The 15479-nt window shown below is 67.8% G+C and carries 16 protein-coding genes; 7 read left to right on the top strand and 9 right to left on the bottom strand.

Annotation, left to right across the window (positions count from 1 at the left end; all coding sequences use genetic code 11):
- Nucleotides 1-119: 119 nt before the first annotated feature.
- Nucleotides 120-752 carry an HAD family phosphatase gene (locus KCH48_RS13380; protein WP_210573541.1) on the bottom strand — a complete coding sequence of 211 codons (633 nt, stop codon included), beginning with the start codon at nucleotides 750-752 and terminating at the stop codon, nucleotides 120-122.
- A gap of 220 nt (nucleotides 753-972) precedes the next feature.
- Here KCH48_RS13380 and KCH48_RS13375 point away from each other — a divergent pair, with 220 nt between their 5' ends.
- Complete coding sequence (locus tag KCH48_RS13375; protein ID WP_210573539.1) at nucleotides 973-1839, top strand: GNAT family N-acetyltransferase; 867 nt, start codon at nucleotides 973-975, stop codon at nucleotides 1837-1839.
- Nucleotides 1840-1903: 64 nt separating this feature from the next.
- Here KCH48_RS13375 and KCH48_RS13370 read toward each other — a convergent pair whose 3' ends face one another.
- The gene (locus KCH48_RS13370) at nucleotides 1904-3112 is read right to left on the bottom strand and encodes an MFS transporter (RefSeq protein ID WP_210573537.1); all 1209 of its coding nucleotides are present in this window, start codon (nucleotides 3110-3112) and stop codon (nucleotides 1904-1906) included.
- Nucleotides 3113-3255: 143 nt separating this feature from the next.
- Between KCH48_RS13370 and KCH48_RS13365 the strand changes: the two genes are divergently transcribed.
- Together KCH48_RS13365 and KCH48_RS13360 are read left to right on the top strand one after the other, a co-directional pair.
- A complete protein-coding gene (locus KCH48_RS13365; RefSeq protein ID WP_210573531.1) occupies nucleotides 3256-3714 on the top strand; it encodes a MarR family winged helix-turn-helix transcriptional regulator in 459 nt (152 codons plus the stop codon).
- 9 nt (nucleotides 3715-3723) lie between these two features.
- Entirely contained in the window at nucleotides 3724-4197 is a 474-nt protein-coding gene (locus tag KCH48_RS13360) for a GNAT family N-acetyltransferase (RefSeq protein WP_210573529.1), read from the top strand.
- 60 nt (nucleotides 4198-4257) lie between these two features.
- Here the strand turns inward: KCH48_RS13360 and KCH48_RS13355 are convergent, their stop codons facing one another.
- Nucleotides 4258-5643, bottom strand: coding sequence for a serine hydrolase (locus KCH48_RS13355; RefSeq protein WP_210573527.1), 1386 nt, complete (start codon nucleotides 5641-5643; stop codon nucleotides 4258-4260).
- A gap of 70 nt (nucleotides 5644-5713) precedes the next feature.
- Nucleotides 5714-7189, bottom strand: coding sequence for a replicative DNA helicase (dnaB, locus tag KCH48_RS13350; protein ID WP_210573525.1), 1476 nt, complete (start codon nucleotides 7187-7189; stop codon nucleotides 5714-5716).
- A gap of 451 nt (nucleotides 7190-7640) precedes the next feature.
- On the opposite strand from dnaB, the gene KCH48_RS13345 reads away from it, so the two are divergent.
- On the top strand, nucleotides 7641-8987 hold the full coding sequence (locus tag KCH48_RS13345; RefSeq protein WP_374104676.1) for an MATE family efflux transporter: 1347 nt from the start codon (nucleotides 7641-7643) through the stop codon (nucleotides 8985-8987).
- Between the two features lie 149 nt (nucleotides 8988-9136).
- Here KCH48_RS13345 and rplI read toward each other — a convergent pair whose 3' ends face one another.
- The 4 genes from rplI to rpsF all read right to left on the bottom strand — a co-directional run bounded on the left by rplI (nucleotide 9137) and on the right by rpsF (nucleotide 10880).
- Complete coding sequence (gene rplI / locus KCH48_RS13340; protein WP_210573521.1) at nucleotides 9137-9583, bottom strand: 50S ribosomal protein L9; 447 nt, start codon at nucleotides 9581-9583, stop codon at nucleotides 9137-9139.
- Between the two features lie 18 nt (nucleotides 9584-9601).
- Nucleotides 9602-9838 carry a 30S ribosomal protein S18 gene (gene rpsR / locus KCH48_RS13335; protein WP_003949403.1) on the bottom strand — a complete coding sequence of 79 codons (237 nt, stop codon included), beginning with the start codon at nucleotides 9836-9838 and terminating at the stop codon, nucleotides 9602-9604.
- 73 nt (nucleotides 9839-9911) lie between these two features.
- A complete protein-coding gene (locus KCH48_RS13330) occupies nucleotides 9912-10511 on the bottom strand; it encodes a single-stranded DNA-binding protein (protein WP_210573519.1) in 600 nt (199 codons plus the stop codon).
- 78 nt (nucleotides 10512-10589) lie between these two features.
- Nucleotides 10590-10880 (bottom strand): 30S ribosomal protein S6, encoded by a 291-nt coding sequence (gene rpsF, locus KCH48_RS13325; RefSeq protein ID WP_016644628.1) that lies wholly within the window; start codon nucleotides 10878-10880, stop codon nucleotides 10590-10592.
- A gap of 263 nt (nucleotides 10881-11143) precedes the next feature.
- Here rpsF and KCH48_RS13320 point away from each other — a divergent pair, with 263 nt between their 5' ends.
- The 3 genes from KCH48_RS13320 (at nucleotide 11144) to KCH48_RS13310 (ending at nucleotide 13841) form a co-directional block, all read left to right on the top strand.
- Complete coding sequence (locus KCH48_RS13320; RefSeq protein WP_210573517.1) at nucleotides 11144-11455, top strand: hypothetical protein; 312 nt, start codon at nucleotides 11144-11146, stop codon at nucleotides 11453-11455.
- A gap of 167 nt (nucleotides 11456-11622) precedes the next feature.
- A complete protein-coding gene (gene femX / locus KCH48_RS13315; RefSeq protein WP_210573515.1) occupies nucleotides 11623-12744 on the top strand; it encodes a peptidoglycan bridge formation glycyltransferase FemX in 1122 nt (373 codons plus the stop codon).
- A gap of 65 nt (nucleotides 12745-12809) precedes the next feature.
- Nucleotides 12810-13841 (top strand): alanine racemase, encoded by a 1032-nt coding sequence (locus KCH48_RS13310; RefSeq protein ID WP_210573512.1) that lies wholly within the window; start codon nucleotides 12810-12812, stop codon nucleotides 13839-13841.
- 108 nt (nucleotides 13842-13949) lie between these two features.
- Here KCH48_RS13310 and KCH48_RS13305 read toward each other — a convergent pair whose 3' ends face one another.
- Complete coding sequence (locus KCH48_RS13305) at nucleotides 13950-15452, bottom strand: glycosyltransferase family 87 protein (RefSeq protein ID WP_210573510.1); 1503 nt, start codon at nucleotides 15450-15452, stop codon at nucleotides 13950-13952.
- Nucleotides 15453-15479: the final 27 nt, after the last annotated feature.

Here is a 15479-nt window from a genome sequence, read left to right as displayed (position 1 = left end):
CTGTGCGCCCCGGCCCCGGAAGCGAACCGGAGTCGACCATACCGGCCGCCGCCCCGATCACAAGTCCCCCCTCGCTCCCCCACGAATAGGGCGAGAGGGCGAACCAGCAATTCCCTCAATTACCGGGCGTGACGCACCAATTCATAGGCTTCCCACAGATCCCTGCCCTTGTAGGAATGCGTCGCGAGACCGGAGAGGGCACGGTCCGCGTTGACCGCGACGGAGACCGGCACCACGCCGAACAGGGCCGTGTCCGACGATGAGTCGCCATAGGCGACGCAGTCGCCGCGGATCACTCCGAACTTCTCGCACAGCATGTCCGCGATCTCGACCTTGGCTGCGGCACTGAGCACTCCGGCAGGGTCCACGGGCTCGGTGAACGGGAGGGCGGGAAAGCGGGATCCATATGCCGCGTGCGCGCCCCAGGCGGTGAGGCGTTCGACGAAGAAAGACGGCGAGAGCGAGACGACGGCGCAGTAGTCGCCCCGCGCCGTGATCTCCGCCCAGACGTCACGGATACGCGTCAGCCACGGCGCACCCTCGAAGGCGGCGGACACATGCGCCTCGGTGAGATCCGCCCACAGCCCGTGCACCCTCGTCGCATACTCCGGCGGCCCGATGCGGCCCGCCGAGATCGCCTGCTCCAGCAGCACCGTCTCGGCCTCGAGTCCGAGTTGCCGTGAGATCTCCATGGGAGCGGAAGTGCCGTGCAGCAATGTGCCGTCGAGGTCGAAGAGATGAAGTCTCGCCATGGGCCTTGAGGCTAACGGGACGCGTATGCGGAACTCTGCGCGAGTACAGTCCGGACGAGCCGAGTCCGAGCGTCCGATGCCCGCCGTTCGCCCATGTTTCACGTGAAACATCCGGCACGCATGGACGCGCTGTGCGCGTCGCTATGACATGGCCAAAAGGTCGTACAACTCCCCGGAAACAGGTGGACGCAGAGGGTATCCGTCGGACAGCCTGACCTGCGTGCCGACTCCTTTCCTCACCGCTCTGCCCATCCGCCGTCTGACGCACCGTGATCTCACCGCATGCGCCGACTTGTCCGAGGACCGGGGGTGGCCACGCGAGGAGCACAAGTGGAGCTTCCTCCTCACAGCAGGAAAGGGCTACGGCATCGACGACCCCGACGGAGGACTCGTCTGCGCCTGTGTCGTCACCGAGTACGGTCCCCGGGAACGTCCCGACCTCGGCGCCATCGGCATGGTCCTGGTCGCCGAGCGGTACGCCCGCCAGGGCATCGGCCGCCGGTTGATGCGGCATGTCGTGTCCGAACTGGGCACCACGCCGCTGACACTGCACGCCACGCCGAACGGCCGCCCGCTGTACGAGGAAATCGGTTTCAAGGTCACCGGCCGGGCCGAGATGGTGCGTGGGCACTTCTCGCCCGGCGGTCGCACGCCCGGGGTCGCCACCCGCGCCGCCACCGCCGAGGACCTCACGGCGATCGTCCGGCTCGACGAGGAGGTGTTCGGCGCCGATCGCACACACATCATCACCCGGCTCCCGGCCTTCGCCGATCGGCTGTGTGTGGCCGAGGAACACGGCCGGATCATCGGATACGCGGCCGCCTGGCCCAACATGGACACACATGTCGTGGGCCCGCTGATCGCCCAGGACACGGAGACCGCCAAGGCACTCATCGCCTCCCTGGCCGCCCATACGAACCGCCCGCTGCGCACGGACATCGATGTGCGCCATGAGGAGTTGCTGGCGTGGGCGAAGGAGCGGGGTCTGGCCTCCGTCGCCTTCAACGCGGTCATGACGTACGGCATCTCGGAACTGCCCGGCGACTGGACCCGGCGGTTCGCCCCGCTCACGGTGGCCGCCGGCTGAGACCCTCCGACATGCCGAGGCCGGCCCCCGCGGATGGCAGGAACCGGCGCGGCCTTGGGGCACATCAGTGGTGTACGGCGCTCTGCCGCTCGGCGGGCACCGCACCGGCCACAACGGCACTGGGGGCGCTCTCGCGGCGCTCCAGAGCGGCTGAAAGGACTGCCAGGGCCAGCGCCGCCGCAGCCAGGACGGCGCCCACCCAGTTGGGCGCGGTGTAGCCGAGACCGCCCGCGATCACGAGGCCGCCGAGCCAGGCGGACAGCGCGTTGCCGAGGTTGAAGGCGCCGATGTTCACGGCCGAGGCCAGGGTCGGGGCGCCGTGCGCCTGGTCGAGGACCCGCTTCTGCAGCGGCGGGACGGTGGCGAAGCCCAGGGCACCGATGAGGGCGATCGTGACAGCCGCGAGGACCTTGTTGTGCGCGGTGAGCGTGAACAGCGCGAGGACAACCGCCAGGGCGCCCAGTGAGACGTACAGCATGGGCATCAGGGCTCGGTCCGCGTACTTGCCGCCGATGAGGTTGCCGCCCACCATGCCGAGGCCGAAGAGGACCAGCAGCCAGGTGACAGAGCCGTCGGCGAAGCCGGCGACGTGGGTCATCATCGGCGCGATGTAGGTGATGGCCGCGAAGACGCCGCCGAAGCCGAGGACGGTCATCGCCATGGCGAGCAGGACCTGGGCGTTCTTGAAGGCGGCCAGTTCATGGCGCAGGTGTACGCCTTCGGGCTTGGGCAGGTCGGGGACGAGCTTGGCGATGCCGGCCAGGCCGACGACGCCGAGGGCGGCGACGATGCCGAAGGTGACGCGCCAGCCGACGGACTGTCCGACCAGCGTGCCCAGCGGAACGCCGACGACATTGGCGACCGTGAGCCCGGTGAACATCATCGCGATGGCTCCGGCCTTCCTGTCCGGGGCGACCAGGTCGGCCGCGACGACCGAGCCGATGCCGAAGAAGGCGCCGTGGGCGAGCGAGGCGATCACCCGTCCGGCCAGCATGACGCCGAAGGCCGGGGCGAGGGCGGAGAGCAGGTTGCCGGCGATGAACAGGCCCATCAGCAGCATCAGCGTCCGCTTGCGGGAGATCTTGGTGCCGAGCACGGTCATCAGCGGTGCGCCGAACATGACGCCGAGCGCGTAGCCCGTCACCAGGAAGCCGGCCGTGGGGATCGAGACGCCGAAGTCTGCGGCGACCTCGGGCAGCAAGCCCATGATCACGAACTCGGTCGTTCCGATCCCGAAGGCCCCGATCGCGAGGGCCAGAAGCGCGAGAGGCATGGGGTGGTACACCTTTCCAGACGATTGCAGAGGCGCTTTGCGCACACTCACAATAATTGCATACGCCTTATACTTGCAAGCGCAGGCTATTGCGAGCCTGGTCTATCCTGGTGTCAGCCGCTCCGCGACGGAGGAACACGCCAATGACAGCGACGGACCCCGCGCTCACCGCCCTCGCCCAGGGCTGGTGCGCGCTCTCCCTGCTGCACGGGAGGATCGAGGCCCACATCGAGCGGGCCCTGCAGGCCAAGCACGACCTGAGCGTGCGCGAGTACTCCCTGCTCGACGTCCTCAGCCGTCAGCACGACGGAGACGGAGGCCATCTACAGATGAAGCAGGTCGCCGACGCCGTCGTTCTCAGCCAGAGCGCCACCACCCGGCTGGTCACACGGCTCGAGGACCGCGGTCTGCTCACCCGCTACCTCTGCCCCACTGACCGCCGCGGCATCTACACCAACGTCACCGAGGCGGGGCTCAAACTCCTCGCGGAGGCGCGGCCGACCAACGACGCCGCCCTGCGCGAGGCCCTCGACGAGGCAGCCAGAAACCCCGAGCTGGCTCCGCTGGTACGCGTCGTGGAGTCGCTGAACGTGCCCGCGTAGGGTGCGGGCATGGGAGATCTTGAAACGGGCACGGGCGACCTTGACATACGTCCCGCCACCACGGACGACGTCCCGGCGATCGTGGCCATGCTCGCCGACGACCCCTTGGGCGCCCAGCGCGAGTCCCCGGACGACCTGACCCCTTATCTGACGGCTCTCGAGCGCCTCAGCGCCGATCCGAACCAGCACGTGGTCGTGGCCGTAAGGGAGAGCCGGATCGTCGGGACCCTGCAGCTCACGATCATCCCCGGGCTGTCCCGCAAGGGAGCGACCCGCTCGATCATCGAGGCCGTACGCATCCACGCGGACGAGCGCGGCAGCGGTCTGGGCACCCAGCTCATCGAGTGGGCAGTCGACGAATCCCGGCGCCAGGACTGCCAGTTGGTGCAGTTGACCTCCGATGCCTCCCGGACCGACGCTCACCGCTTCTATGAGCGGCTGGGCTTCGAGGCCTCGCATGTGGGCTTCAAGCTCACGCTGTGACGGAGGGTCCCGTTTCACGTGAAACAGGACCCTCACCTGTCGTACGCACCGAGCCGGTCGTTACCGAATGCCCCGCCAGCCTTCCCGATCGACGCCACCTGGCACAGAAGCCGCCTCGTCGTACGGCTGACGCGTGAACACGAACGACCCGAGGTCCAGATGGTCCACCGTCCCGTCCGCGCGCCGTACGGCCCGTAGAAGCTCTCCGGCGTAGTAGCCCTCCAGGCCGGTCCAGGTGCCGTCGCCGTTCGACCGGAAGCGCGAGCGACGGCCCGTACCGGACAGCGGCTCCAGTGAGACGCCCTCGGCGGCTGCGAGCCGCAGAGCGAAAGCGTGCGTCCCCCAGTACCACTGGCCCGTCAACTGCAGTGCGGACCGGTCTACTTCGGGCAAGGGACGCCACGGTTCGGGAATGCGCGGCTCAGCGTCGGCGACGATGCGTACGAGGTCGGCGCCGACCGAGCCCAGCAAGGGCCCGGACGTGCAGTTGGCCAGCACCACCGCCGCGACGTCGTCCTCCACACTCATGGTGAGATTCGCCAGGAAGCCCGGCAGCGAGCCCGAATGCCCCACGAGCAGCCGACCGTCCCGGCTCTGGAGCTGCACGCCGAGACCATAGGTCGCACCGTCCACGACATCCGCGGCCTCAGCGGGCGCCGCCGGAGTCCGCATCTCCCGTACCGTCTCCGCACTCAGCACCCGGCTGTCCCCTTTGTTCAGGAAGACCGCGAATCGCGCCAAGTCGTCAGTGGTGGACCAGAGTTGCCCTGCCGGAGCCATCCGCCCCAGGTCCTCGGTCGGTTCGGGCAGCATCACATCGGCCCAGGGATGCACGGCCCAGCCGCCGGCGTGCGGTGCCTGGGGTTGAGCACTCGTACGATTCAGGCCCAGAGGTTCGAGCACTTCACGCCGAAGTACGTCCTCCCAGGCAGCCCCCCGCAGTTTCTCGACGAGCGCGCCCAGCATCGTGTAGCCGGGGTTCGAGTAGTGGAAGCGGCGGCCTACGGGATGCACCAAGGGCTGCTTGCCGAGCACGTCGGCGAGTTCGGGGCGCTGGGTCCCCGGCGTCCGCTCCCACCACGGCGCGGGCGACTCGGCGGCCAACCCGCCGGTGTGCGCGAGGAGTTCGGCGATGGTGGCCTCCCCCGCGCCCGTACCCGGCAGATGCTTCTCCAGTTGGTCACCGAGGTCGAGCACTCCCTCGTCGCGCAGCCTCAGCACGAGAACGGCCGTGAAGGTCTTGGTGATCGAGCCGATTCTGTACTGCACGTTCTCGTCGGGTGCGTGCCCGTCCACCGAGGACCGGGCACCGTGCCACACCGTCCGGCCGTCCCGCACCACTGCGGCGACCAGCGACGGCGTACGCCCTTCGGACTGGGCCACCGCGATCCGGTGCAGCAGCGCCCGGCGCGTGCCGGGAAGAAGCTCATCCTGAGTTGTCGTCATGCTCCCCAGTCCATCCGGCGGGACGGCACACGTCGAGCGCATTTCCGCGTGCCCGCCCGTCGGCGTCGGATCAGGTCTGCGCCATGTCCACGAAACGCGAGTAGTGCCCCTGGAAGGCGACCGTGATCGTCGCTGTCGGGCCGTTACGGTGCTTGGCCACGATCAGATCGGCCTCTCCCGCGCGGGGCGACTCCTTCTCGTAGGCATCCTCGCGGTGCAGCAGGATCACCATGTCGGCGTCCTGCTCGATGGAGCCGGACTCACGCAGGTCGGAGACCATCGGCTTCTTGTCGGTCCGCTGCTCGGGACCACGGTTCAGCTGGGAGAGCGCGATGACCGGGAGCTCCAGCTCCTTGGCCAGCAGCTTGAGGTTACGGGACATGTCCGAGACCTCCTGCTGACGGCTCTCGGCTCGTTTGGAGCCGCCGGACTGCATCAGCTGGAGGTAGTCGATGACCACCAGCTTGAGGTCGTTGCGCTGCTTCAGTCGACGGCACTTGGCGCGGATCTCCATCATCGACAGGTTCGGAGAGTCGTCGATGTAGAGCGGGGCGGCCGAGACGTCCGGCATCCTGCGGGCCAGCCGCGTCCAGTCCTCGTCGGTCATCGTGCCGGACCGCATGTGGTGCAGGGCGACACGGGCCTCGGCGGACAGCAGCCTCATCGCGATCTCGTTGCGGCCCATTTCCAGGGAGAAGATGACGCTCGGCAGATTGTTCTTGATCGACGCGGCGCGCGCGAAGTCCAGCGCGAGCGTGGACTTACCCATGGCGGGACGCGCGGCGATGACGACCATCTGCCCCGGGTGCAGGCCGTTGGTCAGCGAGTCGAAGTCGGTGAATCCCGTGGGCACACCGGTCATCTCGCCGCTGCGCGAACCGATCGCCTCGATCTCGTCGAGCGCGCCCTCCATGATGTCGCCGAGCGGCAGGTAGTCCTCGCTGGTGCGCTGCTCGGTGACCGCGTAGATCTCGGCCTGGGCGCGGTTGACGATCTCGTCGACGTCGTCGTCGGCCGCATATCCCATCTGGGTGATACGGGTGCCCGCCTCCACCAGGCGGCGCAGGACAGCCCGCTCGTGCACGATCTCGGCGTAGTACTCGGCGTTCGCCGCCGTCGGCACGGTCTGGACGAGGCCGTGGAGATACGACGCGCCGCCGACCTTGTTGATCTCGCCGCGCTTGGTGAGCTCGGCGGCGATCGTGATCGGGTCGGCCGGCTCCCCCTTCGCATAGACGTCGAGGATCGCCTGGAAGATCGTTTCGTGCGCGGGCTTGTAGAAGTCGTGGCCCTTGAGGATTTCGACGACGTCTGCGATGGCGTCCTTGGACAGGAGCATGCCGCCGAGGACGGACTGCTCGGCGTCGAGATCCTGCGGCGGCACACGCTCGAAGGACGTGCCCCCGCCGTCCCAGGCGCTCTCCCGGCCGCGGTCGTGCTGTTCGTCGCGGCCACGGCCGCCGTCACCGCGTCGGCGAGACGCGGGGAGACGATCACCTGGACCGCTGTCGGCCCACGGGTCGTCCAAGGGCTCGGAAATAGTCACCGAGCCACCTCCTCCCGTCCGCCCAGCGGACCTCGCCGCGCCCCATCTTTTCTACGGCACGGCACTGACAAATAAGAGGCCCAACTCCGGTTCTGACGCGTCGGATTTGTGATGGTTCTCAAGCCGACGGGCGGGGCAGGCGTCGGACCACCGTAGGCCCCTCGGCACCGTCAGCCAATCTGGTTATCCACAGGCCATGTGGACGACGGGCCCGATGCTGTGGAGAACTCCCCAAAACCTGTGCACGACACGGTGGACAGGCCTGTGAACAAGCCCCCACCTCCGGCCCCGAACACGCTTTGACCTGCAGCTTTCCCATCCACCGGCTGTGCAGAAGAAAAACTTTTCCCGCCGGGCCAAGATCACTTCAAACTGTGTACGAGTGCGCGGGGGTCGAGAGAGCAAGTAAGGGTCCTACCGGCATTGCATCTCTTACCTGTGGACGATTAGATTGATGCTCATGACACAGGCTCCCGCGACCCCCAAGGCCGCCCGGCGACAGCACGATCGAGAGATCGTCGCACTGGCCGTCCCGGCTTTTGGCGCACTCGTCGCCGAGCCCCTCTTCGTCATGGCCGACAGCGCGATCGTCGGCCATCTCGGCACCGCGCAACTCGCCGGACTCGGGGTCGCCTCCGCCCTCCTCATGACAGCCGTCAGCGTCTTCGTCTTCCTGGCCTACGCCACCACGGCGGCTGTTGCCCGACGGGTCGGCGCCGACGACCTCCAGTCCGCCATCCGCCAGGGTGTGGACGGTATCTGGCTCGCCCTACTCCTCGGCGCAGCGGTCGTGGCCGTCGTCCTGCCGACGGCACCAGCCCTCGTGGATCTCTTCGGCGCCTCAGACACCGCGGCACCGTATGCGACCACCTATCTGCGGATCTCGGCCCTCGGCATACCGGCCATGCTCGTCGTACTCGCCGCGACAGGAGTCCTGCGCGGACTCCAGGACACCAAGACGCCTCTGTACGTCGCGCTCGCGGGCTTCATCGCCAACGGCGCCCTGAACGTGGGACTCGTCTACGGCGCCGACCTCGGCATCGCCGGATCCGCCTGGGGCACCGTCATCGCCCAGTGCGGTATGGCGACCGCCTACCTTGTGGTGGTCGTCCGGGGCGCTCGCAGTCACGGTGCTTCGCTGCGCCCCGACATCGCCGGGATCCGGGCTTCGGCGCAAGCAGGCCTGCCCCTGCTGATCCGCACGCTCTCCCTGCGGGCGATCCTGATGATCACCACTGCTGTAGCAGCCCGCCTCGGCGATGCCGATGTCGCAGCGCACCAGATCATCCTGTCCCTGTGGAGCCTGCTCGCCTTCGCGTTGGATGCCATAGCGATCGCCGGGCAGGCCATCATCGGACGCTATCTGGGCGCCGGAGACGCCGACGGTGCCCGAGCCGCATGCCGACGCATGGTGGAGTGGGGTATCGCCACCGGACTCGTACTGGGACTGCTGGTGATGCTCACCCGCCCGCTGTTCCTGCCACTGTTCACCAGCGACTCCGTGGTCAAGGACGCCGCGCTGCCCGCTCTGCTGGTGGTGGCCCTCTCGCAGCCGATCTGCGGCATCGTATTCGTCTTGGACGGCGTCCTGATGGGCGCGGGAGACGGACCCTATCTGGCGTGGGCGATGGTGGTCACCCTCGCGGTCTTCGTCCCCGTCGCGCTACTCATCCCCACGCTCGGCGGAGGACTCACCGCGGTCTGGGCCGCCATGACACTGATGATGACCGTCCGGATGCTGACTTTGTGGCTGCGCACCCGCTCGGGCCGCTGGATCGTCACCGGCGCGACGCGCTGAGCGTTTCGGACGGGCTGAGCGTTTCACGTGAAACATGCGGGGTCGGCGTCTCATGCGGTTCGCGGTGTTTCACGTGAAACACCGGCAAGCAGTGTGGGGCCGCACCCCGAAGGGTGCGGCCCCACACACCGCTCTCGCGAGCGCAGTGCTTACGCCGGGACAACCTCGATGCTGACCTTGGCGGCCACCTCGGGGTGCAGACGTACAGACGTCTCGTGCGCGCCGAGGGTCTTGATCGGCGAACCGAGCTCGATACGGCGCTTGTCGACCTCGGGGCCACCGGAAGCCTTGATCGCGGAAGCGATGTCGGCCGGGGTGACGGAACCGAAGAGACGACCGGCGTCGCCGGAGCGGACGGCCAGACGGACCTTGACGCCCTCGAGCTGGGCCTTCACAGCGTTGGCCTGCTCGATGGTCTGGATCTCGTGGATCTTGCGAGCACGACGGATCTGCTCGACGTCCTTCTCGCCACCCTTCGTCCAACGGATCGCGAAGTTCCGCGGGATCAGGTAGTTGCGAGCGTAACCGTCCTTGACGTCGACGACGTCGCCCGCGGCACCGAGGCCGGAGACCTCGTGGGTGAGGATGATCTTCATGTGTCGGTCACCCTTCCCTTATCGCGCGGTGGAGGTGTAGGGCAGCAGTGCCATCTCACGGCTGTTCTTCACGGCCGTGGCGACGTCACGCTGGTGCTGCGTGCAGTTGCCGGTCACGCGGCGGGCACGGATCTTGCCGCGGTCGGAAATGAACTTCCGCAGCATGTTCGTGTCCTTGTAGTCCACGTACGTGACCTTGTCCTTGCAGAAAGCGCAGACCTTTTTCTTAGGCTTGCGCACAGGCGGCTTCGCCATGGTGTTTCTCCTGTGTGATCAAGAAGTGTGGGGTACGACCCACCCTCGACCACGGGCACATGGGCCCGAAGTTCTAGAAGGGGGGCTCGTCCGAGTAGCCGCCGCCACCGCTGCTGCCGCCGGAGTTTCCACCCCAGCCGCCGCCACCGCCGGCCTGCTGGCCACCGGCGGGAGCGCCGGTCGCCCACGGGTCGTCGGCGGGAGCACCGCCACCGCCCTGCGGCTGACCGCCGCCGGAGCCACCGCCCCAGCCGCCGCCACCCTGGGCGCCACCGCCGCCGCCGCTGTAACCACCCTGGCCACCGCGGCCGGCGGTCTTGGTGACCTTGGCCGTGGCGTTGCGCAGGCTGGCGCCGACTTCCTCGACGTCCAGCTCGTAGACCGTGCGCTTGACGCCCTCACGGTCCTCGTAGGACCGCTGCTTCAGCCGGCCCTGCACGATGACGCGCATGCCTCGCTGAAGCGACTCGGCGACATTCTCCGCCGCCTGACGCCAGACCGAGCAGGTGAGGAAGAGGCTCTCGCCGTCCTTCCACTCGTTCGTCTGGCGGTCGAAGGTGCGGGGAGTGGACGCGACACGGAACTTCGCGACCGCCGCACCGGAAGGGGTGAAGCGCAGCTCGGGGTCGTCGACAAGATTGCCGACGACCGTGATGACGGTCTCGCCTGCCATGGGGGAACCTCTCGGCGGGTTTGCTGCTGGCTGCTTGGTGCTGCTACTCGAATCCCGAAATCAGCTGAGCGGGAGTGCTCAGTGCATCTCGGGGCGGAGGACCTTGGTCCGGAGGACCGACTCGTTCAGGTTCATCTGGCGGTCGAGCTCCTTGACGACCGCAGGCTCGGCCTGCAGGTCGATGACCGAGTAGATGCCCTCGGGCTTCTTCTTGATCTCGTACGAGAGACGACGACGGCCCCAGGTGTCGACCTTCTCGACCTTGCCGTTGCCCTCACGGACGACGGAGAGGAAGTTCTCGATCAGGGGGGAGACAGCGCGCTCCTCCAGATCGGGGTCGAGGATGACCATCACCTCGTAGTGACGCATGTGGAACCCACCTCCTTTGGACTCAACGGCCACGGTCGTTCCGTGGCAGGAGGGTTGTGATGCGTACGCAACGGTATCGGCCACCACTGACAATCGGGGTTCCCCTCGGGATTCCGAGCCGTGGCATGGGCAGACACCAGTGCAGAGGGTACAGAGTACCCGCACACCGGCTTCCGGTTGAAATCCGGCCGCCGACACCGACAATCTGTACACATCGGGTGTGTATGGCGCTACGATGCGCCGTCTTCCGCAGGAGGTGCCCTATGGCACAAGCATTGCGACCCAACACCGTCGGAGGCCTGTTCGCCACCGACGGCAAACCCCACCCGCTCCAGGACACGCTTCTCGCGGTCACCCTGGTGCTGGGCATCATCTCCTTCGTCACAGCGATGTTCCACAGCCTGCACCTGCTGAGCTCCTGGACAGGCTTGGTGGGGATCATCACCGGCGCCTACGGGCAGTGGATCTCGGAGACGACCCGCGAACGCTTCGGTCTGATCCTGGGCCTCGGCGCCTCAGGGGTCGGCTTCTTCCTCGGCATGGCGCACGGCGGTCTCTTCGGCGGGGTCTTCTGACGGCACCGCCGCTGTTTCCTCAACACCGCACCACGCACCGGCGGCCAACAGGCCGGTGCGAAGCTTCCGTAGGCCCAGTCGGGGCGCCCGCAAGGCGCAGTAGGCTTCGGCGCTAGAGCCGGAGCCCCTGTACCCATGGGGACACACCAGCCCGAGGAGCGCCCCGAATGAGCCTGACCCTGAGGACGATCAGTCGCGAGCAGCATCTGGCATACATCCAGAGTCTGCCGGCGGCGAGCCACATGCAGGTCCCGGCCTGGGCCGAGGTCAAGGCGGAGTGGCGCTCCGAGAGCCTCGGATGGTTCGACGACCGCACCGGTGAATTGGTCGGCGCGGGGCTCGTCCTCTATCGGCAACTGCCCAAGATCAAGCGCTACTTGGCCTATCTGCCCGAGGGCCCGGTCATCAACTGGTTCTCGCCGAATCTCACCGAGTGGCTGGAACCGATGCTCGCGCACCTCAAGCAGCAGGGTGCCTTCTCCGTGAAGATGGGCCCGCCGGTGATCATCCGGCGCTGGGAGGCCGGCTCCATCAAGCAGGGCATCCAGAACCCGGACGTGAAGCGCCTGCGCGACATCGAGGCCGACTTCATCGAACCGCGCGCCTTCGAGGTCGCCGACAAGCTCCGCCGTATGGGCTGGCAGCAGGGGGAGGACGGGGGCGCCGGCTTCGGTGACGTACAGCCCCGATACGTCTTTCAGGTGCCGCTGGCCAACCGCTCCCTGGAAGACGTCCACAAGAACTTCAACCAGCTCTGGCGCCGCAACATCAAGAAGGCCGAGAAGGCCGGCGTCGAGGTCGTCCAGGGCGGCTATCACGACCTCGAGGAATGGCAGCGGCTGTACGAGATCACCGCTGTGCGCGACCACTTCCGGCCCCGCCCGCTGTCGTACTTCCAGCGCATGTGGACGGCCCTCAACACTGAGGACCCCAACCGCATGCGGCTGTACTTCGCGCGCCACAACGGTGTGAACCTGTCGGCCGCGACCATGCTGATCGTCGGCGGGCACGTCTGGTACTCCTACGGCGCGTCCGACAACATCGGGCGCGAGGTCCGGCCCTCGAACGCGATGCAGTGGACGATGCTGCGCGACGCCTATGCGCTCGGCGCCACCGTCTACGACCTGCGCGGTATCTCCGACTCGCTGGACGAGACCGACCACCTCTTCGGCCTGATCCAGTTCAAGGTGGGCACGGGCGGCCAGGCCGCCGAATACCTCGGTGAATGGGACTTCCCGCTCAACAAGCTGCTCCACAAGGCGCTCGACATCTACATGTCCCGCCGCTGACACACCACAATTCGCTTTCACATCTCTGATACACCGCAGCCACGAGAAAGGTTCCAGGTCCGGCCATGGCGCTCACGCTCTACGTCGACACCGCGCGCTGGCGGGCGCACCACAAGCACGTGCAGGAGCAGTTCCCGGGCCTCGTCCCGGTCTGCAAGGGCAACGGCTACGGCTTCGGACACGAACGGCTCGCCGAGGAGGCCACCCGGCTGGGCTCGGAGGTCCTCGCCGTGGGCACGACGTACGAGGCCGCGCGCATCAAGGACTGGTTCGGCGGCGACCTGCTGGTGCTCACGCCGTACCGGCGCGGCGAGGAGCCCGTGCCGCTGCCGGACCGGGTCATCCGCTCAGTGTCGTCGGTGGACGGCGTGTACGGCCTCGTGGGCGCCCGGGTGGTCATCGAGGTGATGTCCTCGATGAAGCGGCACGGCGTGAGCGAGCAGGACCTGCCGCAGCTGCACGCCGCCATCGAGAACGTCCGCCTGGAGGGCTTCGCCATCCATCTGCCGCTGGACCGCACCGACGGCTCGGACGCCGTCGAGGAAGTCATCGGCTGGATGGACCGGCTGCGCGCGGCCCGTCTGCCGCTGCACACGATGTTCGTCAGCCATCTCAAGGCCGAGGAACTCGCCCGCCTCCAGCAGCAGTTCCCGCAGACCCGCTTCCGCGCCCGCATCGGCACCCGGCTGTGGCTGGGCGACCACGAGGCCACCGAGTACCGCGGCGCGGTCCTGGACGTCACCCGCGTCGCCAAGGGCGACCGCTTCGGCTACCGGCAGCAGAAAGCGGCCTCGGACGGCTACCTGGTGGTCGTGGCGGGCGGTACGTCGCACGGGGTGGGTCTGGAAGCCCCGAAGGCGCTGCACGGCGTCATGCCCCGCGCCAAGGGCGTCGCCCGCGCCGGCCTCGCCACCGTCAACCGGAACCTCTCGCCCTTCGTCTGGGGCGGCAAGCAGCGCTGGTTCGCCGAGCCGCCGCACATGCAGGTCTCCATTCTGTTCGTGCCCGCGGACGCCCCGGAGCCGACAGTCGGCGACGAGCTGGTGGCGCATCTGCGGCACACCACCACACAGTTCGACCGGCTCGTCGATCGCTGAGCAACGGCGGCCGCAGGAAACCGCAGCAGCAGGAAAGGCCGTACACGGAAACCCGTGTACGGCCTTTTGCGTAGCCCGCGTCCGCTCCGTTCGCTCAGAGCGAACACCCTAGGGCTGCCCGGGACGTGCGCTGCCCCACTCCACCTGAGCTCCTTCGAACTGAGCCGCGTGCCGCGGTGGATGGGCTGCAGCGCCGAGCACGAAGGCGTCCTCAGCACCGTCGAGAACGCCTCCCGAGGGGTCGTCGTCGCCGGCCCTGCGCACCACGTCCCTCTCCGGCATGAGGATGTCGCGCACGATCAGCACGCACAGGTACAGCGTCCCCAGCAAGTGCACGCCGATGGCCCAGTGGTAGCCGTCGGCCGGAAGGCCCTTGTGGGCGTCTCCGCTGGTCGTGTAAGCGAGGTACAGCCAGATGCCCAGGAAGTACGCCACTTCGCAGGCCTGCCAGATCAGGAAGTCCCGCCACTTCGGCCGGGCCAGCGCGGCCAGCGGGATCAGCCACAGGACGTACTGCGGCGAGTAGACCTTGTTGGTGAGGATGAAGGCCGCGACGATCAGGAAGGCGAGTTGGGCGAAGCGCGGACGGCGCGGTGCGGTCAGCGTGAGCGCCGCGATGCCCGCGCAGCACACCAGCATCAGCAGTGTGGCGAGCGTGTTGACGGTGTCGGTGCTGAGCGGGTTGGACGAGTTCTGGGCCATGATCAGCCAGAAGGAGCCGAAGTCGACGCCCCGCTCCTGGCTGAACTCGTAGAACTTCGACCAGCCTTCGAAGGCGAACAGCATCACCGGCAGGTTCACGACCAGCCAGGCGACGACCGCCCCTCCCAGTGCCGTGCCGAACTCCCGCCATTTGCCCGCGCGCCAGCAGAGCACAAGCAGCGGCCCGAGCAGCAGGAAGGGATAGAGCTTGGCGGCCGTGGCAAGCCCCAGGAGGACGCCGAAGGCGAGCGAGCGGCCCCGCGACCACATCAGCATCGCCGCGGCCGTCAGAGCGACCGCCAGCAGGTCCCAGTTGATGGTGGCGGTCAGCGCGAAGGCGGGCGCCAGAGCGACCAGCAGACCGTCCCAGGGCCGCCGGGCGTGCGTACGGGTCACACAGACGGCGATGACGACGGCGCACACCATCAGCAGCCCGGAGTTGACCATCCAGTACCACTGCGCCTGGTCCTGGATGCTGCCGCTGCCGGGCGTGAGCCAGGCGGCCACCTCCATGAACACTCCGGTCAGCACCGGATACTCGAGGTACTGCATATCGCCGGAGAGCTCGTCGAAGTAAGGCACGAGCCCGTCGGCGAAGCCCCGCCCCTGGTAGAGGTGCGGGATGTCCGAGTAGCACGCGTGCGTGTACTGCGAGCTGGCGCCGAAGAACCAGGCGCCGTTGTAGCAGGGCGCCTTCTGGACCAGGCCGAGGGCGAACACGCCGATCGCCACCAGCGCGACGATCCGCACGGGGGTCCACCAGGAGGTCCCGGGCAGGGCGCGTCGGCCGATGGGGCCGCCGATCAGCTCACTGCCGGTGGCCGCGACCTCATCGGTCTTGGTCGGCGGTACCAGGTCCGGCTCGTGCACGCTCGCTTGCGTCGATTCTGCGCTGGGCATAGGGCACATCCTGCCGTACGGACCTAGGAATACGCC

The organism is Streptomyces sp. GESEQ-4 (assembly GCF_017948455.1).
Taxonomy (GTDB): domain Bacteria; phylum Actinomycetota; class Actinomycetes; order Streptomycetales; family Streptomycetaceae; genus Streptomyces.
This window is presented reverse-complemented; position numbering and strand designations above follow the sequence as displayed.